Below are 26588 nucleotides of genomic sequence, written 5' to 3'. Positions count from 1 at the left end.
TCCCGACTTCTGGTAGGCGGGGCTCTGATAGCCGCTCACGTTATCGAAGCCCAGCACAACGTCGCCGAGTTTGCCGGCTTTGTCGGGCACGAGCAGGCTGGTTACGATGCCCCGTAGGTGCTGATGGTGGCTTGCAGGCCGTGGGCGTTGGTCAGGGTAAAGAGCTGCACCTCAGTGCCGTCTGAGGTTTTGCCGAAGGAAGCGGATGTGGGCATGATTGGAGTGGATTCAGTTGCGGGGTTGGAAGCCGCGGAGCCAGACTCGGCGGCCGTTTGCTCGGGCTTTTTAGCTTGTTCGCAGCCCGCCAGCAGGCTGGCCATGAGGCTGCCCGCACATAAAGCAGAGCGCAAAGAGAATAGGGAGGTAGTCGTGGATGGTATCATAAAACGCAGAAGTGGGTGAGAAGGCGACGGAACCGGGCTGAAATCAGAAACTTCTTGCCCGGTCAATACTAGAGAATTTTAGCAAAGCCGACCTTAATCTTGAGCTGAAAGTCGCCGATAACCTTGAAAATTTCCTTCAGGCTGACTTCCTCCACCCTGGTCAGGGTCTTGGGGTCCAGGTAGTTGTCAGGCCTGCGTTTGTCGCTGATAATCTGCACGGCCTGCTTCTTGAGGCGCATGCCCATCAGGTAGTAGTACGACTGCAGCAGCTCGTGGTACTCTTTGTCGGAGAACACGCCCTGCTCCTGCAGAGCCGCCAGCCGCTCGCCGGTATTGGTCAGAAAGATGCGGTGCTTGAGGGCGTAGATGCGGGCCAGGTCCACGATGGGCGTCATCGTTTTTTTTAGGTTGAAGACCTGCTGGGAGCCCACGGTGAAGGTGCGGATGTTGCGGAAGAAGGTCAGCGGGGGCTCAAACTGCAGGGCGTTGATGGCCATGTAGTAGAAAAACCGGTCGTGGGGCACTTGCAGCTGCTCGCTCAGAAACGCCTGCAACTCTTCCATAATGGTGGCGTCGCCGTAGAGGTAGCGGCAGTCGAAGAAGGCCGCGAACTGCATCACGGCCTCGGGGTTCGACTCGCTGATCCACTCGGTGTAATTGCGCTTCCAGTGCGACAAAGAGTGCGTCCACTTCGGGTTTTTGGCCATGAAGCCACCCTCGCAAAAGCTGAAGCCGATGTCGTTGAGCTGGTCGGAGACGCGGGTGGCAAACTGCTTGAAATAGGCCCGCACGGCCTCGCGCTGCTCGTTGGCCTTGTCCTCGTAGATAATGGCGTTGTCCTGGTCGGTGAGCAGGGTTTGCTCCTTGCGGCCCTCGCTGCCCAACACCATAAACACGAACTTGGCCGGCGGCGGCCCCAGCTCCTGAATCACGCCCTCGATGACCTTCAGGGCAATGGTGTCGGAAATGCTGGTGATGAGCTGGTTCACGATTTCGGGCTTCACGCCCCGGTCCAGTAGCTGGTACACCATGTCAGGCACCTGCTCCCAGCGCCGCCGCAGCTCGGCACCTGACACGGCCTGCTTTACCGACTGGATAAAGATAAACGGCGACTGAGCCTGGTCGCTGAGCAGCTTGTTGCGGCTTACAAACCCCACGTATGTCCCGGCCTCGCCCTGCACCAGCAGGTAGCGGGTTTTGGTCTGAAACATCAGCAGAATGGCCTCATACACGTAGGCCTGGGCGCTGATGCTGACCACCGGCGCATCGGCAATGGTGCTGACCGGCTGGCGGGCGTCGAGCAGGCCGGCCACCACTTTGTCGCGCAGGGTAATGTCGGTAACGAAGCCGGTGATGTCGCCGCTTTGGGCGTCGGTAATAAAGTAGCAGCTGGTGCGGGCCTCGGCCATGCGGCGGGCCACTTCCTGAATGGGCGTGGTGCCGGGGCAGGCCACGATGTCGCGCAGCTCCACGGCTTCGAGGCGACGGGAATAGAGCTGGTCGGACGCCAGGTAATTCTGGGCCACGCCGCCCTGGTTGAGCTTCACGAAGTGCGCGTACTCGTCGTTGAGCATGCGCTGCCCGTACTTGGTGGTGAAGTACTCGAAGAAGGCCGGGTAGGCCTGGCACAGGCCGCGGAAGTCGCGGCGGTGCAGGAAGTAGACCTTGGTGCCCTTCTTGGCCAGCACCGTGCGCAAGGAGCGTTTCTTATTCAGCAGCACCGAAATTCCGCCGTAGCAGCAGCCCGGTCCGCAGTGCTCCACCAGGCGCTTGGTTTGCTGGCTGTCGTAGAAAAACGTTTCGTACTCCCCGGCCACCACGATGTCGAGCCCGCGCAGCTTGCTCACGTCTTGCATGTAGATAACGGCCTCGCGGGGGTGAGTTACTTCTTCCAGCAGCTCGGCAATTTCCCGCAGCACGTCTTCGGGCAGCAAGTCGAAGGGCTGGACGGTGCGCAGGAAGTCTATCCGTTCGGTCATTGTTAGAGCAGTATAAGGGTGGCGGCCAGCACCAGCAGCAAAAGCAGGATCAGCCCGGCAAGTATAAGCCAATAGCGGGGTTCGGCCGCCGCCGTGGGTTGCCGGAACGGAGCCTGGGCGGCAATGATGGCGTCGGTAACGTCGCCCTGCCGCCACAGCTCGAAAAAGCAGCGGGCTGTGGCGTAGGCATCCACCAGCGCGTCGTGCTGCCGCTCCAGGGGCTCCTGAAACAGCCGCTCGTAGAGCTCCCCAGGCGCAGGTGGGTGCGCAGGCCGCTGCGCACGAAGCGGCCGGTGGTAAGCATGGTGCAAAAGGTGGGCAATACTTCCAGCGGGTTTTCCAGGCCGGCCCGGTAAAAACCCACGCCCAGCATGTGAAAATCGAGCTTCATGAAGTGGGCCACCACCAGGGGCTCATAGCGCAGCAAGTCCTGAAACAGGCGGTGCATGACCTCGTGCCGGGGCTTGCCGTGCTCGAGCAAAAACTCCCGGGTCAGGCCGTGCACGCTCACCGAGGCGGGGCTCACGTCGTAGTCGCTGGGCAGGATGTAGTGGGTTTCGGCCTTGATTTCCGCTCCGTCTTTGGTGTATATCACCCAGGCCAACTGGGCAATGTGGGGCCAGTTGCCCAGCACCGAGTAGGGCTGATTCCAGTCCTGCGGAATGCCGGAGGTTTCGGTATCGACGAACAGCACATACTCTCTCACGGCGGGCAAACGGCTTTTTCTTAGTTCACTACGGGTCGGATGTGGCCCTGGGTATCAAACTCAACCGGCACCACGGCAGCTTGCTTCTGCACGGGTGCATCGTCGTCGTTGCCGAACATAGTACTCCACCACTTGCCTTTCACGTCCTGGAAAAAGACGTTGTGGCCCGCGTAGGGCACCGACACGTAGCGCGGACCGTAGGGGCCTAACAACGTGCTGGATTCGGCCGTCATGCAGTGGTAGCGCTCATAATACCGCTCGGCGCAAGATAGATAATAGCGCCCATTGGCTTTAAACAAATATGCGCCCTCGAAGCCTACGTGATTCAGCTCCTCGGTCTTGCAGGGTCGGTTGGGGTGGTGATGGTCGATGTCGGTATCGGCCAGGGCGCTGCGCAGGGGCACAAAGGGTCCGGTCAGGGCACTCAGGTCGGCATTCATGGGGGCGATGCTGCCGCTGCCGTAAAGGAAGTACACCTTGCCGTCGTCGTCCTGGAACAGGGAGGCGTCGATGCCGGTAGGCGTCAGGGGCGCATCGGGGGTGTTGGTGCTCACGTAGGGCCCTTCGGCCCGGCCGGTGGTGCTTTTGAGCAGACCCGTGCCCAGTCCCGTGACGCAGTAGGCAATAAAGAAGTTGCCGTTGAGGTAGCGGATTTCGGGGCCCACAGAGCCCGGCGGCGGTTGCCGTTCTTCACCGTCCACTGCTTCTGCCAGGTACCGTCGCGCTCAATGCTCCACACCAGGCCCAGCGGCTCCCAGGTTTTCATATCCTTCGACTTCCACACCTTGATGCCTTCGTTGGACACCATGAAGTCGGGGCCGATGGTGCCGGTGAGGTAGTAGGTTTTGTCGGGTCCCAGGCAGATGCTGGCGTCGCGCAGGGGCGTGTCCAAGATGGGCTTCACCGGCGGCATGGGTGGCTCCCCGGTATGCGGGAAATCCTTCACCGTTTTCTTCACGGGCCCAGCGGCCGGGGTTTGGGCTCTGCCACCCAGTTGACTTAACAGCAGACAGACAAGCAAGAGCAGGTTCTTCATCGGGAAGTGAGTTGGTTTTTTTGTCTGGATTCTATAACCCAGAACGTCATGCAGAGGCGAAGCCGAAGCATCTCGCGTGCTGTCGTTACGGGGAACAGAACGTCATGCAGAGCAAAGCATCTTCATGCTGATGTTGCAATGCCATCTGATTACCATTGCCCGCGAGATGCTTCGCTGCGCGCTGCATGAAAGTCGGTTTTACTCCAGCGCACCCAGTATCCCTCTACTTCCGGGCTGGCTCCCAGCCTGCGCCGCCCGCGAAGATGTTTTTGAGCGTGTACTTTTTGGCTTCCTTGGCCGTGAGCTGGCGGGCCCACTTCACGCGCTCCTTGGCGTTGGCGCCGGGGCCGGTGGAGTTGTATTCGGCGTAGTACACCGTTTTCTCATTCTCCGGATTGCGCCAGTTGTCCCAGCCGGCGGGCGTGATGTGGGCGCCCAGCTCGCAGTTGATGAACACGGTTTTGGCATTAGGCCGCCAGGGTCGGCCCAAGTATACTTTTTTAGCCTCGTCGGTAGCCGTGAGCTTGCAGTTCAGCAGCACGTAGCCGTAGCGCTGGTGGGCGGTAGTGGAGGCCGCCGTGATGTAAGAGTTGCGCTTGCTGCGCAGCTCGCAGCCCTCGAATACCACCGTGGCCGTGCCGAAGAGGAAGTCGGTGGTGCCTTCGATGTAGCAGTTCTGGTAGTACTGCCGGCTGTTCTCGACGGCCATATACAGCGTGTCCTGGTTGCCCAGCATCCGGCAGTTGCGGAACGTGGCCCGGTCGCCTTCCACATGCAGGGCCACAGCTTGGCCCACCGGTCCGGCGGAGTTTTCGAAGGTGATGTTCTCGGCCGTAAAGTCGTTGGCCTGCACCAGCACGGTGTGGGAAGTGTAGGTGCTGTGCTTTTCGGCGTCGCCGGAGTAGTCGCCGAAGGTGATAATGACGCCGGTGTTGCTCTCACCCAGCAGCGTCACGTGGGTTTTGTGCGAGGGCACCACCAGCTTTTCCCGGTAGGTACCGTTCTTGATGAAAATCGTGACGGTTACCTGCGACAGATCCCGGGAGGCATTCACGGCCTCCTGAATAGTGCGGTAGTCACCCGAGCCATCCTGGGCCACGGTCATGCGCGTGACTTGCGGTGGCGCGGGCGTTGGGGCGGGCTTGGCGGCTGGGGTAGCAGGAACCGTTGGCGTGGTTTGGGCGCGAAGCTGGGTAGCACTAAGCAGCAGCGTGGCAGCGAGAACAAGCGGGAAAAATTGCATTCAGCAGCTCAATACTTCTATAAAAAGGATAACAGAACCTCATGTCGACCATTCTGCGCTTCAAGCAGAGAGGAACCATCTCGGGCGCGAGGGCAACCGACATGACGTTCTTTTGGCGGGGCAACCAGATAAGCGCTAGTCCTTGGTCGGGTCCCAGTTGCGGAACACTTTTTCGCGGGTGTACTGCTTGGCTTCTTCGTCGGTGAGCTGGTTACTCCAGGCTGCGCGCTGCTTGGGCTGGGCGCCTTTGCCCTTGCTTTGGTACTCGGCGTAGTAGGCGGTTTGCTTGTTGGTTTCCTTGCCCCAATGGTCCCAGCCCACGGCGCTGATTTGTTCGCCCAGCTCACACTTGATGTAGACCGTCTTAGCATAGGGCCGCCAGGGCCGACCCAGCATAAAGCTGCCTGCCGGGGCGTCGCCGGTGATTTTGCAGTTCTGGAACACGTAGCCGTAGCGGGTGCTGTCGGGGGTGGAAGCAGCCGTGACGTAGCCCCCACCCTTCTTGCAGAAGATAGTGCAGTCCTCGAAAAAGGCCGTGCTGGAGCCGAAGATGAAGTCCACAGTGCCCTCGATGTAGCAGTCTTTGTAGTACTGCCGGCTGCCGTAGCCGTAGGTGTAGAGCGTGTCCTGGAAGCCCAGGAAGCGGCAGTTCCGGAACCGGGCTTTGTCGCCGGCCACCCACACGGCCACGGCCTGGCCCACGGGACCCGAGGAGTTTTGGAAGGTGATATTCTCGGCCGAGAAGTCGGAGCCGTAGATGTAGATGCTCGACGAGCCCGAGGTGCCCTTGTCCTCACCGAAGATGTTCTTCTTCTGGTTGTAGTCGTCGTAGGTCAGGATGGTTTTTTCCCGGTCCTCGCCAATAATCTTGACCAGATTCTTGGAGCCGGCCAGGATGAGCTTTTCCTTGTAAACGCCCTTTTTGATGAAGATAGTGGTGACTTTCTTGCGGAAGTCGGGCACGGCGTTGAAGGCTTCCTGCACGGTGCGGTACTGCCCCGAGCCGTCCTGGGCCACCACGAAATCGTAGCCAAAGGCGCGGCCGATTAGCAGCACCCAGCTCAGGCTGAGCAGTGTTAGGAATTTCCTCATGGCGTGGTGGGTTGGGCGTCTTTGCCGGTTTTAGCGGGCGGCACGGCGTTTTTGGCCGTGGGCTTAGCAATGCGCTCCGACAAAAGGGGCAGCTTCTGGGCTACTACCTGGCTCATGACCAGCTGGGCCATCTTGCGGGCGCCTAGCTCACTGAAATGGGTGTTGTCGTTGCGGCCGTAGGGGTAGTTGGGATGGTCGCCGGGCTCAAGCTGCAGAAACAGCAGCTTGGAGTTTTCGACGCCGTATTTCTGCAGCAGCTCCCGGCTCATCTTGTCGAGGTCAATCAGCGGCACCTTTAGCTCCCGGGCTACGTCCACCGTGGCGGTAGTGTAGGGCGCATGGGTTTCCTGCTGCTTGCCTTCCTTGTCGAATTTGCGGCGGGTGACGGGCGTAATTAGCACCGGGTAGCCTTTCTTGGCCCGCGTCTCGGTCACGAACTTGCGCAGGTTCTGGCGGAAGTCGGCTGGAGAGGTATAGCGGTCCGGGTGGGCTTCCGACTCGTCATTGTGGCCGAACTGAATGAAGACGTAGTCGCCTTCCTGCAGGGCGTCCACAATGGGCTGCCAGCGGTTCTCAGCCAGAAACGTGCGGGTGCTACGCCCGTTCTGGGCCCGGTTGTCGACGACCACCGTCGAGTCGAAGAACGTGGGCAGCGGCATGCCCCAGCCGGTTTCGGGGAAGGTCTGCTTGACCTTCTGGGCAATGGTGGAGTCGCCGATGAGGTAGAGCTTGATCTTCTTGGGCGGCGCTCCGGCAAAGGAAAGCAACAGCAGCACGGCCAGGGGCCAGAGGCGTTTCAGCCAGGATGTTTGCATAGCGGGTGGGTTTGGGAACAACAAATAATTATTCTGTCTTCCTGAGCCTGCAAAGGACCTTGCTCTGAGTAGTGACAAAGCTTTCTTCAATGTACTTCCTGTCTAGCCTTGAGCAGAGCTAAAGCACGCTGGTAGTTGGCTTAGTAGGCTAGAAGAGGAAGGTCCTTCGCAGGCTCAGGATGACAAATGAAGAAAGAGGCCCTTGTTTACCGGGCCTGCGCGTCCACAGTCTTTTTGACTTCTCGCTTCACAATACGGTCGGCCAGTTCCAGCTTGAGGGTGCGGATGTCGGCCAGCACGAGCTGGGCCATCTTGCGGGCACCCAACTCACTGAAGTGGGTGTTGTCGTCGCGGCCGGCGGGGTAGTTGGGGTGCTCACCTGGGCTAGGTGGTTGAAGAGCAGCTTAGAGTTTTCGACCCCGAACTGCTGAAGCAAAGCCAGGCTAGTGGCGTCCAGGTCAATCAGGGCTACTTTCTGCTCCTGAGCCACGGTGCGCACAATGCCGGCGTACACGGCGTGGGTTTCCTCGACTTTGCCCGCGGCATCGAACTTGCGGCGGGCAACGGGCGTGAGTAGCACCGGCGTGGCTTTCTTGGCCCGGGTTTCAGTGATAAAGCGCACAAGGTTAGCCCGAAAATCGGCTTCGGGAGTGTAGTTGGCCTTGGTCGGCACCTCGTCGTTGTGGCCAAACTGGATGAAGACGTAATCACCGGGTTTAAGGTCAGCGGCCACGGGCTGCCAGCGGTTTTCGGCCAGGAACGACTTGGTGCTACGCCCATTCATGGCCCGGTTGTCGACGGTGACGGTTTCGTCGAAGAAGTACTTGAACGGCATGCCCCAGCCGGTTTCGGGAAAGGCTTTTTCCTCCTTGTTGGCCATGGTAGAGTCGCCGATGAGGTAGACTTTGATGGCGGCGGGCGGGGCGCCGGTGAAGGCCAGCAAGGCCAGCAGGCAGCACGCGGCGGCCATAGAAAGCACACGGTGAACCATGCAGATCGGGTGAAGGGTGGGATGTGGCAAGTTCGTCTGCGTGTCCCATCCGGGGTGGCCGCCGGCCTGTCAGCCCGCTTGTACCCCGAGCCGGGTTGCGCGTTTAGGCAAGTAAGGCCAATTCCCCGCCAGAAAAGAGGAGCTTCAAGAGTTTATTTGCGCAAACGTTGCCGGGAACGTTGCCACTAGTTACTGTCATTCGGTGTGGCACGAAGCGAACAGACAAGTACTTATTGTTACAAAAAGAACGTCATGCTAAGCTTGCCGAAGCATCTCTACAGCCCTGCTAATCCCTGAGGCATGCACAACGAAGCGGTAGAAATGCTTCGGCAAGCTCAGCATGACGGCCTGAAATTTTAGGATAGGAAAAACAAAAGGCGGCTGCACGAGAGTGCAGCCGCCTTGCTCAAAAGTACCGAAGGTCTTCCCTCCTACCGATGTTACCAGTAAATGGTGTACAGGGCCGTCAGCAGGACGGCAATGACCATGGCGCCGATGGTGAAGCTGCGCTGGGGCTTGAACATGCTGGCATCTACTTCCAGACCTTTGGCTACCACGCCGCGGCTGGTTTCGAACAGACTGATGATGACCATCACGATAATGCAGATGACGAACACGAAGCCCATCCGGTCGAGGAAGGGAATTTCGTAGACGCCGGCCTGGCTTTTCACCGCGAAGCCCAACGGGGCCAGGAACGAGAGGTCCACGAGGCCGGGCAGGAACTTGAACATGATGGAGAGCAAAAAGCCGCCAATGGTGGCAAACAGGGCCGCGTTGGAAGTCGTTTTTTTCCAAAAGAAGCCCAGAATGAACATGGCAAAAATACCCGGCGACACGAAGCCGGTGTATTCCTGAATGTACTGGAAGCCGCCCTTCTTGTCGATACCCAGGTGGGGCGCAATCAGTACGCCCAGAATCATGGCAACTACCACGGCAATCTTACCCACAGCGACAAGCTTCTTTTCCGAAGCGCCTTCGTTGAGAACTTTCTTGTAGATGTCGAGGGTGAAGATGGTGGCAATGGAGTTGGCCTTACCAGCCAGCGAGGCTACTACGGCGGCCGTCAGGGCGGCGAAGGACAGGCCTTTCAAGCCCACGGGCAGAATGTTGAGCAGCACGGGGTAGGCGCGGTCGGGGTTTACTTCCCCATCCTGCATCATCTCGGGGCCGAAGATGTCCTGCTTGAAAAGCACGTAAGCGGCAATGCCGGGCAGCACCACGATGATGGGCATGAGCAGCTTCAGGAAAGCCGCAAACAGAATACCGGCGCGGGCCGTGGGCAGGTCGGCACCGAGGGCGCGCTGGGTGATGTACTGATTGCAACCCCAGTAGTTCAGGTTTACAATCCACATACCGCCGAGCAGCACGGTCAGGCCCGGCAGGTCGATGAAATTGGGGTTGTCCTGCTTGAAAATCATCTGGAAGTGGTCGGCGGCCTGATCCTGCATCAGCCTAAAGCCGCTGATAACACCCGATTCCCCGTAGTGGTGGGCCACCATGTCGAGGGCCAGATAGGTTGTAGCTAAACCGCCCAGAATCAGGAAGAACACCTGAATTACGTCGGTGAAGCCGATTACCTTCATGCCCCCAGGGTGATAATGACGGCAAACACGGCCAGGGCGTACATGCAGAAGGTCAGGTTGAGGCCGGCAATGCTGCTGATGGCAATGGCGCCCAGGTACAGAATGGAGGTCAGGTTGACGACTACGTAGAGCATCAGCCAGAAAATGGCCATAATCATGGCCACGGTGCCGTTGTAGCGTTGGTGCAGGAACTGGGGCATCGTGAAGATGTGGTTCTTCAGATACACCGGAATAAAGAACACGGCCACGATGATGAGCGTGAGGGCCGCCATCCATTCGTAGGTGGCAATGGCCAGGCCCATCTTAAAGCCCGAGCCCGACATGCCCACAAACTGCTCAGCCGAAATGTTGGAGGCAATGAGTGAGGAGCCGATGGCCCACCAGGTCAGGGAGCCTTCGGCCAGAAAGTAGTCCTTGGAGTCGCCTTCCGCCGTACCATCATGGCCGGTTTTGCGACGGTAGATCCAGATGCCGTATCCCGATACAATCAGGAAATAGACAAAGAATACAATGTAATCTAGGGTGGCGAGTTGATTCATTGAAAGCGGTGAAAGAGTAGGGAATTCGAGGTGGAGCGCGGAGCCAGGACCAACTGCACGCGGAAAGGTCGGCTAAAGCTAAGTTTCTGCGCTCTGAGTTCCACCCTTGGGAGTCTAAATAAAGCGGTAAATCCCGGTTTTAACCCTCTCTGAGGCCACATAAACTACCGCAACCGATTGCGTAAACCCTGATCGGCCCTTCCCGCCACCTACTTATTCCCCGGAATCAGCCGCTGCTGCTGCTCCAACGCGGTGGTCAGATCAGGCAGGTCGTAGCGCAGCAGCACGCCCGGCAGCACCAGCGAGTACCAGTCCTTGGCCGTGGGCTGGGCCAGCACTTGCGTAAACGACGTGATGGTACCCGGCCCAAGCCAGACGCCACTAATGCGGGGCGCGAGCAGAGCGGCATGCTGGGCTACCAGCGCCGCCCGGCCCGTGGCGTATAGCTCCACGGGCGCCGGCTGCAGGCGCGGCGTTTGCGCTAGAAAGCGCAACGCCATAAACACATCCACCACGCGCTGCCCCAACAGCGGCTGCCCGGTGTGTAGGGCCAGCAAGGCGTTGCGGTACTCGCTGTTGTAGAACTTCTTGTCGTTGAACTGCTCCGGGTCGGCCGTTTCGCCCAGGCCGCGCAGGTCGGCGAGCAGCACGGCGCAGTTTTGCTGTAGGCAGCTTTGCAGCAGGGCCGTGCTGTCGGCCAGGGTACGTTTGCCGCGCTCGGGCAGCCACAGCACCACTTTGGTCACGGGTGCTTCGCCGGCGGGCAAGGCCAGTAGCGCCGGTAGCGGGACTTCGCCCTCACGCCGGATAATGAGCTTGCGCAGGGTCACGTTGCCTTTGGTCTGGACCTCGCCTTTCCACTCTACCGCCACGGGTGCGTCGAGTTGGGCGGGCAGGCGCAGCTGCTCCCGAATCAGGGCGGGCAGGTTGTGCTGAGCGTCGGCTTTGGGACGGTGGCGGGCCAGCTCGGCCGCCCGAACTAGGTTGCGCTGGGGCAGCAGTACTTCGTCTTTGTAGGCCGTCGAAACCTGCCCGGTGCGGATACTCCACAGCTCCTCGGGTTTCAGAGTAGCCAGGCTTCCCTCCTGCACCGGCTGGTTATCCTGGTAGAGCCAGCGGCGAAACCATTGCACGGCGGCCTCGCGCTTGGGTTGGGAAATGCCGTGCCCGTCGTCGTAGGTAAACAGGCTGACTTTCTCGGGTTGGCCCAGGCCAGTGTACACCTGACGCAGCTCGGCGTAGGTTTCCTGGATGATGTTGTAATCCACGAAGTCGAAGCGGCCGGCCAGGATTTGCAGGGGCTGGGGCGCAAACATGATGGGCCAGTCGGCCACATCGAGGCGGGCCGCGCCGGCGCCGGGAATCATCACGCAGCCGTCGGAAGGGCCGGTGAGTTCCAGGACCCGCTCACCGGTGGCCACGTAGCTGCACAGCGAGGCCACTTTTACCCGCTCGTCGTAGCCGATGAAGTAGGCCGTTTGGGTGGCGCCCCCGGAGTTGCCCAAGGCTCCGATTCGTGCGGCGTCTACTTCGGGGCGGGTGAGTAGGTAGTCGAGGCCACGCACGTTGTCCCAGAGCTCATCGGCCACGCTGCCGGTGCCCAGCAGCGCCGATTCGCTGTTGAGCAAGGTGTGCTCGGTGGTGCCGCCGCGGGTCAGGGGCTTGCCGGCCGCATCTACCAGCTGGTACCGCTCACCCTGCGAAATCGGGTCAATGACGAACACCACAAAGCCGTTTTTGGCGAAGAGAATGGCGGTTTTCTGGTACGACTCGGTGGCTTTCGACTCGGCCTCGTGCCCGCAAAACAGCAGCACGCCGGGCAGCTTCTTTCTGGACCCGTTGGGCACGTAAAGGTTGGCCGTCACGTGGTGCTTGGGCGTGCTTTCGTACACCACTTTCTCGATGCGGTACCCGTCGCGGGGCAGCTGGCCGGTCACGCGGGCTTTGAGGGGTGTTTTGGCCGGCATGGGCCCCAGAATCCGGCGAAAGCGCGCCCGGGCACTGTCGCGGTAGGCCCGCAGGCCCGCCTCCGACTGCCGGGCCTGGGCCAGAGCCGCGCGGCGCCCGTCGTACTGCTGGTGCATCTGCTGCACCAGAGACGTATTGAGCGACACATTGGCTTTCCAGTCGAGCACGTCGTACTGCTTCTGGGCCTGGGCCGGTTGCAGGCTCAGCAGGCCGAGCAAGAGTAGCAGAACGTGTTTCAGTCGTGGGTGCGGCATCGGGAGTCGGGGAAAGAAGTGTTGACCAAAAAAGCCTGAGCAGAAGAATCCACCCAGGCTTTTCGATTAGCAGTACATGTTTGGCTTATCTGCTTAAGCCGAAACCGGCGTGTTCAGCAAGCTGCTGATGGTGGCATACACACCCTGGTTCAGCATCTGACGCAGGTCGGCCGAAACCTGGTCGGCAAAACCCGGCAGCTGAGTCAGATCCTGCTGCCACAGCGTGTGGTTGCGCAGCACGGTGCTCACCAGCTCGGCGGGCGACAGGCGCTGCCAGAGGTCGGCAAAATAGCCGGCTTTTTCGTCCTGAATCGGGTACTCAGCGCCGTTCAGCGCCCCGTACCAGGTGTGCTCCTGCTGGCGGGTGGCGCGCATAAACAGTAAATAAGCCGCAAAGCCCAGGGCCGCGTAGCGCGGGGCCTGCTGCTTCCGCTCGGCGTAGCAGGCCAGCGTGGCCACGGTCCGCATCTGCAGCTTGGCCGAGTAGTTCAGGGTAATGCCCAGCCAGCGGTGCTCGATAAAGGGGTTGCGGAACCGGTCCAGCACCTGCCGGCCAAACTCGCGCGACACGTCCTCGGCCACCGGGTAGGGAATGCCGGCCCGCAAGTCGTCCTGCATGAGGTGGGTAATGAAGCTGCTCAGCACCTCGTCTTCCATGGCGCTGCGCACCGTGTCGACGCCGCTGAGGAAAGCCAGGCCGCAGCTGAGCGTGTGCGTGCCATTGAGCAGGCGTAGCTTGAGCTCCCGAAACAGGTTGATGTCGGGCTGAATCACCACGCCCTTGTCGACCTGCTCAAACGACAGCACCGCCTTCACCTTTTCGTCGCCCTCAATGGCCCAGAGCCGGTACACTTCCGACATCGTGAGCAAATCGTCGGAGTAGCCCAACTCGGCTTCCAGAGCCGCCTGCATGGCTGCGTCGGGTCGACCGGGCACGATGCGGTCCACCAGAGAGTTGCAGCAGGTGTTAGCCGTTTCGAGCCAGTCGATAAACTCGGCTTCCAGCTCATTGCGGTGGGCCAGCTCCAGCAGAATGCATTCCAGCTTGCTGCCGTTGTCGGAAATGAGCTCGGTGGGCACTATCACCAGGCCTTTGGTTTTGTCGCCGCCGAAGGTTTGCCAGCGGGTGTAGAGCACGGCCAGCAGCTTGCCCGGAAACGACTGGGGCGGAGACTGGCGCACATCGTCGGCCACCAGCTGAATGCCTACTTCGGTCGTGTTGGAAATGACCAACTGCAGTTCAGGGCTCTTGGCAAATTCCAGCACCTCGGCCCACTGGCTTTTGGCCGATAAGACCCGGCTGATGGCTGAGCACACCACGTTTTCCTCGACCTGCTGTCCGTCCTCAATGCCCCGGATGCCCAGGGTGTAGAGCCCGCTCTGGCGGCTGAAGGCGTTGATGTCACCACCATCGGTCGACTTGACCACCACGATGCGGCCGTTGAAAATGCCCTGGCGGTTGGCTTTGTCGATGAGGTAGTCGGGCAGGCCGCGCAGCAGCACGCCGGTGCCAAACTGCAGCACTTTTTCGGGCAGCGTCAGCAGGGAGGCCTCGGGCAGCGCTACGGCGGAGTTAGCCTGCCGAGTAATCGTTGGGAGAGATAAGTCATAAAAAAGCAGCGGCTGGTAGACTCTGAGTGGGATACAGCACACTGGCTTGGCTTAAAACAGAGGGGCGTAAACCACAAGCCACGGCCTCCTCGCAGGAAGACCGTGGCCCGGGCATTCGCTTTCCGCATTCAGGCCAGCCAGGTTTAGTAGCTGACGTTCTGCGTGAGCTGGTTATTGGTATTGCGCGCCTCAGCCGGGATGGGCAGCAACTGCCGGGCGGGCTGGTAGCCGGAGGCAATGTCGGCGATGCGGGCTTCGGTTACGCTCCGGCGCCAGGCCACCGCGGTGGTGTTAGCCGGAGGCGTGTCCACCGAGGGCGAAGGCCGGTAGAGCGAGCGGGCCAGCACGTAGTTGCTGATGGGCGGGGTGCCGGTGGCCGGACGCAGGTTGTAGAAGATGTTCAGGGGAATGTTGGCGTACTGCCCGCCCCCGGTCTGGTCGGCAATCCAGCCGCGCAGCGTGGTTTTAATTTCCTGGAAAGTGCTGCCCAGCTTGTTCCAGCGAATCAGGTCATACTTGCGCATGCCTTCGCCGCCAAACTCCAAGTGGCGCTCTTTCATCACGGCAGCCTGAAACTCGCTGTAGCCGGTTGGCACGGCCGGGGCCGTAGCATTCCGGTAGGCCCGGTCACGCACTTCTTTCAACGCAGCGCGGGCAGCGGGCGTGGGGCTGCCGGTGGCTTCGTTTTCGGCTTCGGCAAACATCAGCAGCACGTCCGAGAAGCGGATCAGGGGCCAGTTGTAGCCCAGGGCCTGGGCCGAGCCGCTGCGGATAGTGGGGTTGGTGCTCCACTCCCGCCGGAACTTGCCGTCGTAGGCGGTAATCATGTTGGTCGGAATCTTGGCCGGTATTGCGTTGATAGTATAGGGCGCAATGGTCACGTCCCGGCGCGTATCGGTCGAGTCGAAGGCGTAGAAGTACGTCGGCTGCAATACGATGGCGCCGCTGCTCAGGCCAAGGTTGGCCGAGGCCGCCGTGATGCGCGGCCCGTTGTAGTAGCCCAGCTTGCTGTCGGTGGTCGAGCCGTTAACGGTACCGCCCATGGCCACTTCAAACATGATTTCGCGCTTGGCGTCGCGGCGCAACTCGGCAATGCTGCGGAAGGGCTCCTCGAAGTTCGGGTTCAGGTCGTGCTCCCCGCGCTTGGCCATCAGCTCGGCGCACTCCTGGCGTACGATGTCGTAGAACTGCTTATAGTCCGAAGCACGCTCGGCGGCCCCGGTTTTGGAGCTGGTGTAGTAGCCGGCCCGGTACAGCGCCAGGCGGGCGCGCAGGGCCTTCACGGCACCCTTGGTGATGCGCTCATCGGCGGCAACTTCCGTGCGCCAGGGCACCAGGGTAGCTGCCAGCTCCAGGTCGGCCAGCATCTTGTCCAGAATCTCGTTGCGGTCGGTGCGCGGAATGTTGAAGTCCTGGCCGGTCACGGTGGGCTCATAAGGCGCCGGTACGTCGCCCCAGTTGCGGATCAGCTCGAAGTAGTACTGGGCGCGCAGCGTGAGAGCCTCGCCGTGCAGGCGCTGAATCACCTTCTGGTCGGCCCCGCCGTTGTACTGCGCCATCGTCGGGATGTACTTGATGCAGATGTTGGCGCGCTCAATGCCCTTGTACAACGCGTTCCAGGCGTTGCGCACGTCGGCATTGGTTACGTTCGAGTTGTAGCGGGCAATACCGCGGCGGCCTTCGCCGGCGTCGTCGCCGGTGGGCACGTTCAGGAAGTCTTCCGAGTCGTAGGGGAAGTAGCAGCTGATACGGTTGCCGTAGGCCGCGTCGCCGGCCATGGGCGCGTAGGCCCCGATTACGGCGCTGTAGGCCCCGCTGACGGTGCTGAAAACGGCCTCGGACGTATCAATTGCGGTAGGCTCTACCTCCAGGAAGTCTTTGCAGGCCGTCATTAAGCCCGAGAGGCAGACAATACCCAGGGCAGCCATTGTGGAGCGAAATATGCGTTTCATCGGATGGGTGGGTCAGGTATTAGAAAGTAAGGTTGAGGCCAGCCAGGAAGGCGCGGCTACGCGGGTAGGCGGCGTAGTCTACCCCGGGCGTCAGCGGGGACGAGCGGCGGGTGTTCACCTCGGGGTCGTAGCCCGTGTATTTGGTGAAGGTGTAGAGGTTGTTCACCGTCACGTAGAAGCGGGCCTGACTCAGCTTGGCGTAGCCGCTGATGGACTTAGGCAGGGTGTAGCCCACGGTCAGGTTGTTGATGCGCAGGAACGAGCCGTCCTCGATGGCCCACGAGTGGGGGAACAGCGTGCGCGTTGGCGACCAGATGCTGGCGTTCTGGTTTACGCGGCGGGTGGTTTCGAGGTCGGTAATCAGCACGCCGTTTTCGTCGATCTGGCGGTAGCGGTCCTTCATGATACCCAAGCCGTTGCTAAGCTGGGAGTTGGGCAGGTAAGAAGTCAGCTCAATCTTGTTGGCATTGTACACATCGTTGCCGTACACAAAGTTCAGGAAGATGCTGGCGTCAAAGCTCTTGTAGTTGAACTGCTGATTCAGACCACCGGTAAACTTGGGGTTGGCGTTGCCGATAACCTGACGGTCGTTGGCATCTACCACACCGTCGTTGTTGATGTCTTTCAGGCGGATGGTGCCGGGTGTTACCTGCTGGCCAGCGGCCGAGAAGCCGGTGATGCCGCGGTCCGAAACCACGCCCTGCTTAAGCACCCACTGGCCGTTCACGTAGCCCGAGAAGTCGTCGGCGTCGTAGAAGCCTTTGCCGTTGCCGCTTTCAAAGTCGGTCACGTAGCCGTACATCAAACCTACGGGCTGACCGACGCCTACAAAGTAGTCGGCGGCAATGGCCGTGCTGGCCCAGCCCGAGTACTGCAGCGGCAGTGCCTCGCCGCCCCCGATGCTTTCTACGCGGTTGCGGTTAAACGACACGTTGGCGTTGGCCGTCCAGGTGAAATCCGGGGTTTGCAGGGGGTGCCGCTCAGCTGCAGTTCCACACCGCGATTCGAAGTCGAACCCACGTTGATCAGCTGGGAGATGTAGCCGGTGGTAGCCGGAATAGCCAGGTTGAGCAGCAGGTCGCTGGTTTTGTTGTAATACGCGTCGGCCGTGAACTGCACCCGGTTGTTGAACAGGCTCAGGTCGATACCCACGTTGGTCGAAGCAGTGGTTTCCCACTTCAGGTTGGGGTTAGCCAGCGAGATAGCGGCGGCACCGGGCACAATCTGGTCGTTGATAGCGTAGTTGTTGCCGTTGTTGCCCGTCGAGAACAGCGGGTCGTAGAGGAAGTCGTTGATGCGATTATTACCCGTCAAACCGTAGCTCAAACGCAGCTTCAGGTCGGAAACCGTGGCGGCGTAGGGCTGCATAAAGTCTTCCTGAGAAATGCGCCAGGCCAGCGACACGGCGGGGAAGTAACCCACTTTGTTTGGGCTCTTGAACTTCGACGAGCCGTCGGCGCGGAAGGTGGCCGTCAGCAGGTAACGCTCATTATAGGTGTAGTTGAAACGACCAAAGCCGGAGAGCAGGCGGGAGTTTTCGTTGATGCCGGTAGTAGGAGCCGGTTGGGGCGTGCTCGGGGCGCTGGGGTCGCGCTGGGTAATGTTGTCCAGGGCGCGCTGGGCCGTAATGGCCTTGGGCAGGTAGTAGCTGGTTACGTTCAGGAAGGTGTTCTTCCGGGTGTAGATTTCCTCACCAATCAGAAAGTCGAACGAATGCAGGTCCTTCTTGAAGTTGTAGGCCAGCGTGTTCGACTGGTTGATGGTAATGTTCTGGCCCGTACCGATCTGCACGTAGGGCAGGCTGGCGAAGTTGCGGGTGTTGGGCGAGTACTGGCCGTAGAACAGCTCCCCCCGGTTGTAGGTGTTATCAAAGCCCAGCACCGAGCGCAGGGTCAGGTTCTTCAGGATGTTGTAAGACGCGTTGCCGCTGAAGTTGAACACGCGGCGCAGATCCCGGCGGTACTCGTTGTTAATAGTCAGCACAGGGTTCGACAAGGAGCCTGAAGCGTTGAAGAAGTCTTCCGTGTCGGGGTTTTCATCGATGCTCACTCCCTCGGGCACCTGGCCGGGAATTACCAGCGGCTGGTACACCAGTGTGTTGCGCAGGCGGGAGTTGGTGGTCGAGCCCGTGCCGGCGGCCGAGGTGCCGGCGCCGGTTACGGCCTGGTCGGTGAGGCGGGTGCTGAAGCCTACGCGGAACTTGTCGTTGGCTTTGTGGTCGAAGCGGAAGTTAACCAGGTTGCGGGTGAAGCCCGAGTTGAGCTGAATGCCGTCCTCGTCGTTGCGGGTCACGCTCAGGGAGTAGGTCGTGCCCTTGGCCCCGCCGGATACCGACAGGTTGTGGGTTTGCTGGAAAGCGTCGCGGCCGAATACCCGGTCCTGCCAGTTGATGAACTCCGAGTTGCGCAGCACGCCCAGCGTATCGTAGCCAGCAGTGCCCGAGTAGTCGCGGGTGTCGCGGAAGGTAGAGCTGCCGAAGCGGTTACGGAAGCTGCGGATCTGGTCGGCGCCCGAAATGCGCGACTTCTCGTAGGCGTAGTCGATGTAGTCGGCGGGCTGCAGCACGTCCAGGGTCTTGGTAATGCGGCGGAAACCGGCGAAGCCCGTGTAGGCCACCGTGGTTTTGCCTTCGCGACCTCCTTTAGTCGTGATGATAACCACACCGTTGGCGCCCCGGGCACCATAAATAGCGGTAGCGGCGGCGTCCTTCAGGACGTCAACCGACTGGATATCCTGGGGCGAAATCACCGACAGGGCATTTTCCAGCTGCACGCCGTCTACTACGTACAGCGGCGAGTTGTCCTGGGTAATCGAGCCGCCACCGCGCACCCGGATGCGCACATCCGAGCCGGGCTGGCCTTCCGAAGCCGTAACCTGCACACCAGCCAAACGGCCCGAAAGGGCTTCGGCGGCGGAGTTTACCGGCACGTCCTTGATCTGCTGGGCGCTTACCGACGATACCGAGCCGGTTACGTCGCGGCGGTTTACGGCAGCGTAGCCGATTACAACCACGTCTTCCATCACCTTGGTGTCGGGGCTGAGCTGCACCGTCACGTTGTTGCTGCTGCCCACCGGCACGTCTTTCGACACGAAGCCAATGTAGCTCAGGCGCAGCACTACGTCCTGGGTGGAAGCGGGCAGGCTAATGGAGAACTTGCCGTCCATATCCGTGGAGGCGCCGTTGGTGGTACCCTTCACGACCACCGTCACCCCGGGCAAGGGTTCGTCTTTCTCAGTGGATCGAACGACCCCCTGAATGCTGCGCTGCTGGGCAACTGCATTCAGCGCGACGCTCAGCAGCAGCCAGAGGAACAGTAGGTGCTTTCTCATTTGAAGTAGGTGTGGGAATTTGAAAATGACAATTGGGAAACCGTTTCAGGCCAACTGACGGCGGGTGTGTAAGAACCTACCCCTGGAAAGTTGTAGCCGGCGCAGAACGGTCAAAATGCTTTTTGTACTCCTATCAGTTCAATGAGTCGATTTTGTATTGTTGACCGATTGAATGGTTCTATAAGTTTACACTAACCCCTCGCAAATGGGAACACAGCGGGGGTTTTTATTTGCGCAAACGTTCCCGGCAACGTTGCCGCCATAGCTTTTGTATTTATTTAGTCCAATAATATTATGTTTATAATTATATTTAAAGAGAATTAAGCTCCCGGCGTACGTTTTACGAAACATAGACAAAAATTGAATTATTCCGCACTTATGAGTAATCACTCACTTTCTATCCGGCTTCGACTGCTGTGGGTTTAGCCTGGGCTTCTGCAAATGCAATTGCAGTAGTACCGGGTTCCCGCAGAAACAAAATTTCTCTACTACTTGGCGCGGACCAGCCGGACACGAAAAAAGCCTTCCACTGGCGCAGAAGGCTTTTCAAATTCTCGTTTGGGTCAACTATTCTATCCGGAACCAATCCACATCGGCAGCACCGGCGTCGTTGGTTTTGCCGGCCCGGGTGCAGAACAGGCCTACTTTGGCGCCAATCCACTTGCCCTCCCGGGCCTGAAAGGAGCTGCCTACGGGCTGAAACGTCTGCCCATCGAGGCTGTAGCTGAACTGGCACTTGGCGCCCGGCGTCACGGCCACACGCAGGTACACGGGCTGCTTGGCCGGCACTTCGGCTACGGGTGCGCCGGTGGTTTCGGCACTGCCCTTGTCGGCGTTCTGGCAGGTGGTCTGGCTGAGTTGCAGCTTGCCGCCCTGGTTGGTCACCGAGAGGTAGGCGTAGTCCATGCCCATCATAATCAGGCCGGTTTTCTCGCCTTCAAAGCGCGGCGTAAAGCTCAGCTTGGTCGTGACGGTAAACACCTCGGCCGGCAGCTTTTGCAGCAGCAGGTTGGGCACCTGCCAGAAGTTCTTGAAGCCCTCGGGCACGGGCACCGAGTACAGGCGCAGGAAGCCGGCTCCGGTCGGGAAGGCCCAGCCCACCTGCGGGTTAGCGTGCCACTGCCACTGCAGGCCTAGCTGGTTGCCATCAAACTCATCGGAAGTAGCCGGGGTAGCCATGGCCACTTTGCCCTTGCTGGCGGGCTTGCGGAAGGTAAGTACCGGCTCACCCTTGCCGTCGCCGTCGGTATCGGTACCGATAACGGGCCAGCCGTTTTTCCAGACCATGGGCTGCAGGTGCACCACACGGCCGTAGGGGCCCTGGTCCTGGAAGTGCATAAACCAGTCTTCGCCCGAGGGCGTGTCAATCCAGGCGCCCTGGTGCGGACCGTTGGTCGTGCTTTTGCCCTGGTCCATTACAATCCGGTCTTCGTAGGGCCCGAACACGTTTTTTGAGCGCATCACCACCTGCCAACCGGTGGGCACTCCCCCACCCGGAGCCATAATGTAGTAGTAGCCCTGGCGCTTGTAGAACTTGGGTCCTTCGATGGTCGGGTGGTTTTCGTGGCCATCAAACACCAGCACATCGTCGCCGAGCAGGCTCAGACCATCGGGGTTCATGCGGCTTACGGCTAGCACGCTCTTAAAGCCCGCCCGGCTGCCGGCAAAACCGTGCACGAGGTAGGCTTTACCGTCTTCGTCCCACAGTGGGCAGGGGTCAATCCACCCCTTGGCGGCCTTCACGCACACCGGCGCCGACCATGGTCCGGCCGGATTTTTGGCCTTGGTCACGAAAACGCCCAGGTCCGGGTCGGGGTAGTAGATATAGAACTCCTTTTTGTGGTAGCGGATGGCGGGGGCCCACACCCCGTTACCGTGCTGGGGCAGGTCGTAGCGAGCCTGGGGCGGCTGCTGGGTGAATACCGCCCCGATTATCGTCCAGTTGACTAGGTCCTTGGAATGCAGAATCTGCAAGCCCGGCGCGGCGTTGAAGCTAGACGAGGTGAGGTAATAATCGTCGCCCACACGCACTACATCGGGGTCGGAGTAGTCGGCGTAGAGCACCGGGTTTTTGTAGGTACCGTTGCCCAGGTCGGGCACCCACACCTTGGATAAGGAAGCTTGTTGGGCCGCCGCAAAACGGGGTAGAAAGGACAGGACGGCCACAGCAGCCAGCAGCAGGATTCGGGTGGATTTTACCATTCAAAACTGGTTTTCAACGGAAAGGAAACAGGTTCTATTAAAACGCAAAACGGCCCCGGAGTTGCTTCCGGGGCCGTTTTTCAGAAGGGTTAGTTTCGAACAAACTTGGTAGTCAGGCTCTGAGTGCCACTGCTAAAGCGCAGCAGGTAAGTGCCTTTGGCCAGGCCATCCAGCTTCAGGGGCGTCTGCTCGACCCCGGGCTTGGGGCTGAACGTGGCCACCTTGCGACCATCAAACGAGTAGACGGTAACCTGGGCATCGGCTCCGGCTTTGGGGTGGGTCAGGGTTAGTTCCTGCTGGGCCGGGTTGGGGTAGGCCGTCAGGCCAGCCGCCAAGGCCGCGGCCGCGTGAGTACCCGTAATGATGAGGGGCTCCCCTTTCACCTGCACGTCGCGCAGCAGGCCGTAGCGGCCCGCGCTGCCGCTGCCGCAGCTCCAGTACATCCGAATAGTCAGCGTCTGGCCGTTTTCCAGGCGCACGCCGCTGGCACCGGCCAGGGCCAAACGGTAGTTCTGGTTGGGGCCCGTGTTCTGGTTGTTCAGCACGATGGGCGTAGCAAACCCGCCGTTGGCGGTGCTGTTCAGCGCGCCGGCCGGACCCATGCCGCCCGATACGTCGGTGGAGTCGGCGGTAGTGAAGCCCGTTTTGGAGAAGACCACGGCCAGCTTGGTGTTGCTGTTCGTGTTGTAGAAAGCTGACCACAGCAGCAGAGAGTCGACGCGGACGGCGACACCCTCAGCCTTGATAGTGAACTGCTCGTAGAAGCGGCGGTTCAGGTTGCCGCCCGGGCCACCGACACCCGTGCCCCACGAACCGTCGCCATTTGCCGTGGCGCCAAAGGCCTGACCGTAGCGCGCCGAGTAAGCCGGGATGCCGGCTACCGTGGTGCCGTTGGAAACGTACAGATTGCGCAGCGTAGGCGTGCTGGCGGCCACCCACGGCGACCGGACATTAGCGCTGTCCTGGGCGCTTACCCGCATGGACCACATCTGCAGGCGCTCCGACACCGGCGCGTTGGTATTCACTTTGTTGCCGCTCACTGCTACCGATACGGAACCGGCACCCGGGCTGCTGTGCACGATGTTGCCGGCGTACGAGCCAGTCGTGGTAGCATTGAGCCGCACGCTGATGGCCGTGTTAGGAAGGGCGTTGTTGGTAGGCACCAGTACCAAAGGCGTGGTGGCAGTAAACCAGTTGACGCCGTTGTTGGGCGACACTTCGTAGCCGGCCGGGGGCGTCACGGTCAGGTTGCTGGTCAGGTTGACGGCCGACAGCTGGTAGGTGCGCACGGCCGAAGGACCCGAGGCATACTGGGCAAACGTACCCAGGCTGCCGGTGGTAGTGATGGTGGGCACGCGCGAAACTTCCACCGTGTCGGTGATTTGCGTGGCCAGACCAGCTTTCGAAGCACGGATGTAGTAGAAGTAGGCCGCACCGGCGGCGGGCAGCGCGTCGGAAGTCTGGAAGTTGTAGGTCGTGTCGTTCGGCACCACGATGTCCGTACCGATTTTGGCGTACGTGCCCTTGCGCGTGGTGGCGCGGAACACCTCAAACTTAGCCTGATTCACGGCCCAGGCCAGGTTCCAGGTGAAGGTGGCCGTGGTAGCTCCTTTGGTGCCGCGCAGGTTGGTTACGGCAATGTCGGGGGTGAAGGCGGTGCACACGCTGGGCGCAACGGCGCAGGGGTTCCAGGTACCAAACAGGTTGGCTACCGTGTACTGGGCCGTGTCGGCCGAGGTCAGCTGCTTCGACCAGCTCACGCGCTGGCTCACGTTGATGGGGCGGCCGTCGAACTTGCGGCTGCTGTACTCGGCGTAGGTAATCAGGGCGGTGTTGGTGCCCGCGTCCCACACCTGCCAACCCTCGGGCTTGATGATGCCGGTAGCCATGGTGGTTTTCAGCCACACCACTTTGTTTTCGGCCAGCGGCGAGCTGCCGGTCGAGTTCTGCCAGGGGCGGCCCAGCACGTAGCTGGTCGTGCCGCGGTTGGCTGGAATCGTGCAGCTGCGAAACACGTAGCCGAAAGCCTGACCGGGCTGGGTGTTGGCGGCGGTGATGTAGCTGCCGCTCAGGCCGTCCTGCCGGGTTTTGGCATACACGATGCACCGCTCAAACACGGCCCGGGAGCTACCGAAGATAAAGTCCACGGTGCCGTCGATGTAACAGTCGCGGAAGTACTGGCGCAGGCCGTTGCCGTTAGCCAGCACCGTATCCTGCCCGCCTAGAAAGCGGCAGTTCTTGAACACGGCGCGGTCGGCATTGACGTTGATAGCCAACGCCTGGGGCGCGTCGCCGGTGGTGTTTTCGAAGGTGATGTTCAGGGCCGAGAAGTCGGCGGCATTCACCGTCACCGAAGCCGAGTTGGAAGTACCAAACGTGCCGCCGGCCGGGTTGGGCTTGCCCGAAAAGTCGTCGTAGGTCAGGATGGTGTTGGCCACGCTCTGCCCGATAAGCTGCAGAAACGGCTTGTTGCTGGGAACGTTGATTTTCTCCTTGTACTTGCCGTTTTTGATGTAGATGGTGTAGGCCGTGGTGCGGGCCGTGGGCGCGGCATCAATGGCGGCCTGCACCGTGCGGAACGTGCCGGTACCATCCCAGGCGACTACCGCGTCGTAGGTTTGGGCCTGGGCGGAACTGCTCAGAACAAGGCCGGCCAGCAAAAAGCACAGCGTCAGCCAGTAGCGGAAGACGGGTGCCGCGCCGGAGTGCGTACGGGTTGAATGCATTGGAAAAGGGTTTGGTGGGAACAACTAGAACTTAATAGTAAGGCTATTGCAGAGCACTAGCAGGTTCGGGCCCAGGCTTTATTTGCGCAAACGTTGTCGGGAACGTTGCCGGAACCCGGCACCAGGTCGGAAGAGCGGCTCCTTTTCCCGAACCAAGCGTCGTATCCGAGTGAGTACCCACCTACCAGACAGGGCCGCAGACTCGGCCGTTGGCAACGTTCCCGGTAACGTTTGCACGAATAAAGTCCGCCGCTTCCCGATTCGGCAGCCGCCGATTGAGTAATATCAGCTTCAGATTCCCGGAATCCTGCAATTCAGTTTCCCGCGCGTTCTTCTTTTCTGTTCATTTTCCAGCTGCTCTATGCTTTTTACTTCTACTCCTGCTCAGGGTAAGAAACGCCTCGGTTCCTGGCCGCTCGGCTTGCCGCTAGCTTTGGCACTTACGGCCTCGGCCTCCCTGGCCCAGGCCCAGCTGATTTCTTTTCCCGGCGCCGAGGGAGCAGGCAAATACACCAAAGGCGGACGGGGCACGGCCACGGTGCCGACCACCGTGTTTGAGGTAACTTCCCTGGCCGATACCAACACGCAGGGTACGCTGCGCTGGGCCATCAGTCAGGCCGCGGCCCACCGCACCATCGTGTTTCGGGTGTGCGGCACTATTCACCTCAATTCGGCGCTGAGCTTCAATAAGGCCAACACCACCGTGGCGGGCCAAACCGCGCCCGGTGAGGGCATCTGCCTGGCCGACTACCCCGTGACCATTGGGGCCGACAACGTCATCGTGCGCTTTGTGCGCTTCCGCCTCGGCGACCGGTTCCAAAACAAGGGCATGGTGGATGGTGCCGGCGCCGACGATGCTTTTGGCGGTACGGGCCGCAAAAACATCATCATCGACCACTGCACCATGAGTTGGAGCACTGATGAGGCCCTGAGCGTGTACCGCGGCGACAGCACCACGCTGCAGTGGAACCTGATGAGCGAGCCGCTCGACTACTCCTACCACTTCGAAGCCGGGGACACCGACTTCGAGCGCCACGGCTACGGCGGTATCTGGGGCGGGCGCCACGCCTCTTTTCACCACAACCTGTTTGCCCACTGCCGGGGCCGCAACCCGCGCTTCGAGGGCAGCCGCAACCTGCCGCCCTACACCGCGGGCCAGGAAAACGCCGACTTCCGCAACAACGTCATCTACAACTGGGCTTCTTACAGCACCAACGGCGGCGAGGGCGGCAACTACAACGTCGTCAACAACTACTACAGGTACGGGCCCAGCACTTCGACCGGCAACTCGTCGGGCGTGCCCGTGCGGTCCATGATTATGAACCCGAGCAAGCAAACCAGCGCGCCGGTACTCCCCTACCCCAAGGTATACATGGCCGGCAATTACGTAGATGGCTACCCGGCCGTCACGAACCGCAACTGGCTGGGTGTGGTAATGGCCGGCGGGGCCCGCACCGATACGGCCCAGTCCAAAGTAACGACGCCCTTCGACATTCTGCCCATGCCAACCCAGAGCGCCATTGATGCCTACAATGCGGTGCTGCAGAACGTAGGCGCCGTGCTGCCCGCCCGCGACACGCTCGACCAGCGCATCATCCGCAACGTGCAGGAGCGCAAGGGCCGCCTCATCGACGTGCAGGGCGGCTACATTCACGGCACACCTTACAGCGTGTCGCAAGGCGCCTGGCCCACGCTGACCTGCGGCCCCGCCCCCGCCGACACCGACCACGACGGCATGACCGACGCCTTTGAGCTGGCCAACGGCCTGAACCCAAACAATGCCGCCGACCGCAGCCTGCGTGGGGCCAACGGCTACACCATGCTGGAAAATTACCTCAATGGCATTGCCGCCGTGGTAATGAACACGACAAGCGAGGAGAAAAGCACGAAAGTAAGCCTGGGCGTGTATCCTAACCCCGCCTCCGAGCAGCTGACCGTAACCCACCCCGTAGCGGGCAAAGGTGCCACTGTTACCGTGTTCAGCGTGGAAGGTCGGCAAGTGGCCCAGCTTTCTGCCGCGCCCGGCACCACCAATACGGCTGTGGAAGCCGGTAAGCTGGCGGGCGGCATCTACCTGGTGCGCTACCAGGATGCCAAAACACAGCTCACGACCAAGTTTGTAAAGCAGTAAGCTTTCCTTTTTTTCAAAAAAGCCCGCTGAAGCAATTTTAGCGGGCT

The 26588-nt window shown here is 60.5% G+C and carries 15 protein-coding genes and 2 pseudogenes; 1 reads left to right on the top strand and 16 read right to left on the bottom strand.

Annotated features, from left to right (window positions below; genetic code table 11):
• Positions 1 to 101: 101 nt before the first annotated feature.
• The 16 genes and pseudogenes from MUN79_RS31785 to MUN79_RS09965 form a co-directional block, all read right to left on the bottom strand.
• A complete protein-coding gene (locus MUN79_RS31785; RefSeq protein WP_244677535.1) occupies positions 102 to 350 on the bottom strand; it encodes a hypothetical protein in 249 nt (82 codons plus the stop codon).
• 101 nt (positions 351 to 451) lie between these two features.
• Complete coding sequence (locus MUN79_RS10040; protein ID WP_244677534.1) at positions 452 to 2362, bottom strand: DUF294 nucleotidyltransferase-like domain-containing protein; 1911 nt, start codon at positions 2360 to 2362, stop codon at positions 452 to 454.
• A gap of 49 nt (positions 2363 to 2411) precedes the next feature.
• Positions 2412 to 3068 (bottom strand): 3'-5' exonuclease, encoded by a 657-nt coding sequence (locus MUN79_RS10035; RefSeq protein WP_244677533.1) that lies wholly within the window; start codon positions 3066 to 3068, stop codon positions 2412 to 2414.
• A gap of 20 nt (positions 3069 to 3088) precedes the next feature.
• Positions 3089 to 3981, bottom strand: a pseudogene (locus MUN79_RS10030) (family 43 glycosylhydrolase).
• Between the two features lie 346 nt (positions 3982 to 4327).
• A complete protein-coding gene (locus MUN79_RS10020) occupies positions 4328 to 5347 on the bottom strand; it encodes a pectinesterase family protein (RefSeq protein WP_244677530.1) in 1020 nt (339 codons plus the stop codon).
• 135 nt (positions 5348 to 5482) lie between these two features.
• On the bottom strand, positions 5483 to 6439 hold the full coding sequence (locus tag MUN79_RS10015) for a pectinesterase family protein (protein ID WP_244677529.1): 957 nt from the start codon (positions 6437 to 6439) through the stop codon (positions 5483 to 5485).
• Positions 6436 to 7254 carry a rhamnogalacturonan acetylesterase gene (locus MUN79_RS10010; RefSeq protein ID WP_244677528.1) on the bottom strand — a complete coding sequence of 273 codons (819 nt, stop codon included), beginning with the start codon at positions 7252 to 7254 and terminating at the stop codon, positions 6436 to 6438. The genes MUN79_RS10015 and MUN79_RS10010 overlap by 4 nt, the downstream gene beginning before the upstream one ends.
• 247 nt (positions 7255 to 7501) lie before the next feature.
• Positions 7502 to 8245 carry a rhamnogalacturonan acetylesterase gene (locus MUN79_RS10005; protein WP_244677527.1) on the bottom strand — a complete coding sequence of 248 codons (744 nt, stop codon included), beginning with the start codon at positions 8243 to 8245 and terminating at the stop codon, positions 7502 to 7504.
• Positions 8246 to 8685: 440 nt separating this feature from the next.
• Positions 8686 to 10367 (bottom strand): annotated as a pseudogene (locus MUN79_RS10000) (sodium/sugar symporter).
• 209 nt (positions 10368 to 10576) lie between these two features.
• On the bottom strand, positions 10577 to 12553 hold the full coding sequence (locus MUN79_RS09995) for an alpha/beta hydrolase family protein (RefSeq protein ID WP_244677526.1): 1977 nt from the start codon (positions 12551 to 12553) through the stop codon (positions 10577 to 10579).
• Positions 12554 to 12682: 129 nt separating this feature from the next.
• Positions 12683 to 14242: a tagaturonate reductase gene (locus MUN79_RS09990; protein ID WP_244677525.1), complete on the bottom strand. Its 1560-nt coding sequence runs from the start codon at positions 14240 to 14242 to the stop codon at positions 12683 to 12685.
• Between the two features lie 101 nt (positions 14243 to 14343).
• Positions 14344 to 16152: a RagB/SusD family nutrient uptake outer membrane protein gene (locus tag MUN79_RS09985; protein WP_244677524.1), complete on the bottom strand. Its 1809-nt coding sequence runs from the start codon at positions 16150 to 16152 to the stop codon at positions 14344 to 14346.
• 19 nt (positions 16153 to 16171) lie between these two features.
• Entirely contained in the window at positions 16172 to 17083 is a 912-nt protein-coding gene (locus MUN79_RS09980) for a SusC/RagA family TonB-linked outer membrane protein (RefSeq protein WP_244677523.1), read from the bottom strand.
• The gene (locus MUN79_RS09975; RefSeq protein ID WP_244677522.1) at positions 17059 to 19482 is read right to left on the bottom strand and encodes a SusC/RagA family TonB-linked outer membrane protein; all 2424 of its coding nucleotides are present in this window, start codon (positions 19480 to 19482) and stop codon (positions 17059 to 17061) included. The genes MUN79_RS09980 and MUN79_RS09975 overlap by 25 nt, the downstream gene beginning before the upstream one ends.
• A gap of 567 nt (positions 19483 to 20049) precedes the next feature.
• Positions 20050 to 21684, bottom strand: a complete 1635-nt coding sequence (locus MUN79_RS09970) for a glycoside hydrolase family 43 protein (RefSeq protein ID WP_244677521.1) — start codon at positions 21682 to 21684, stop codon at positions 20050 to 20052.
• 89 nt (positions 21685 to 21773) lie between these two features.
• Positions 21774 to 24410 (bottom strand): pectinesterase family protein, encoded by a 2637-nt coding sequence (locus MUN79_RS09965; protein WP_244677520.1) that lies wholly within the window; start codon positions 24408 to 24410, stop codon positions 21774 to 21776.
• A 361-nt stretch (positions 24411 to 24771) separates the two neighbouring features.
• Here MUN79_RS09965 and MUN79_RS09960 point away from each other — a divergent pair, with 361 nt between their 5' ends.
• On the top strand, positions 24772 to 26541 hold the full coding sequence (locus tag MUN79_RS09960; protein ID WP_244677519.1) for a T9SS type A sorting domain-containing protein: 1770 nt from the start codon (positions 24772 to 24774) through the stop codon (positions 26539 to 26541).
• Positions 26542 to 26588 lie beyond the last annotated feature (47 nt).

This window comes from Hymenobacter cellulosilyticus, assembly GCF_022919215.1.
Taxonomy (GTDB): domain Bacteria; phylum Bacteroidota; class Bacteroidia; order Cytophagales; family Hymenobacteraceae; genus Hymenobacter; species Hymenobacter cellulosilyticus.
Note: the sequence above shows the minus strand (reverse complement) of the source record. Positions and strands in the feature narration are given on the sequence as shown.

Excerpts from the sequence above, each read along its gene's own strand:
- MUN79_RS10040 (WP_244677534.1), bottom strand. The coding sequence starts at position 2,362 with ATGACCGAACGGATAGACTTCCTGCGCACCGTCCAGCCCTTCGACTTG.
- MUN79_RS10020 (WP_244677530.1), bottom strand. The coding sequence starts at position 5,347 with ATGCAATTTTTCCCGCTTGTTCTCGCTGCCACGCTGCTGCTTAGTGCT.
- MUN79_RS10015 (WP_244677529.1), bottom strand. The coding sequence starts at position 6,439 with ATGAGGAAATTCCTAACACTGCTCAGCCTGAGCTGGGTGCTGCTAATC.
- MUN79_RS10010 (WP_244677528.1), bottom strand. The coding sequence starts at position 7,254 with ATGCAAACATCCTGGCTGAAACGCCTCTGGCCCCTGGCCGTGCTGCTG.
- MUN79_RS10005 (WP_244677527.1), bottom strand. The coding sequence starts at position 8,245 with ATGGTTCACCGTGTGCTTTCTATGGCCGCCGCGTGCTGCCTGCTGGCC.
- MUN79_RS09985 (WP_244677524.1), bottom strand. The coding sequence starts at position 16,152 with ATGAAACGCATATTTCGCTCCACAATGGCTGCCCTGGGTATTGTCTGC.
- MUN79_RS09975 (WP_244677522.1), bottom strand. The coding sequence starts at position 19,482 with ATGAGAAAGCACCTACTGTTCCTCTGGCTGCTGCTGAGCGTCGCGCTG.
- MUN79_RS09970 (WP_244677521.1), bottom strand. The coding sequence starts at position 21,684 with ATGGTAAAATCCACCCGAATCCTGCTGCTGGCTGCTGTGGCCGTCCTG.
- MUN79_RS09965 (WP_244677520.1), bottom strand. The coding sequence starts at position 24,410 with ATGCATTCAACCCGTACGCACTCCGGCGCGGCACCCGTCTTCCGCTAC.
- MUN79_RS09960 (WP_244677519.1), top strand. The coding sequence starts at position 24,772 with ATGCTTTTTACTTCTACTCCTGCTCAGGGTAAGAAACGCCTCGGTTCC.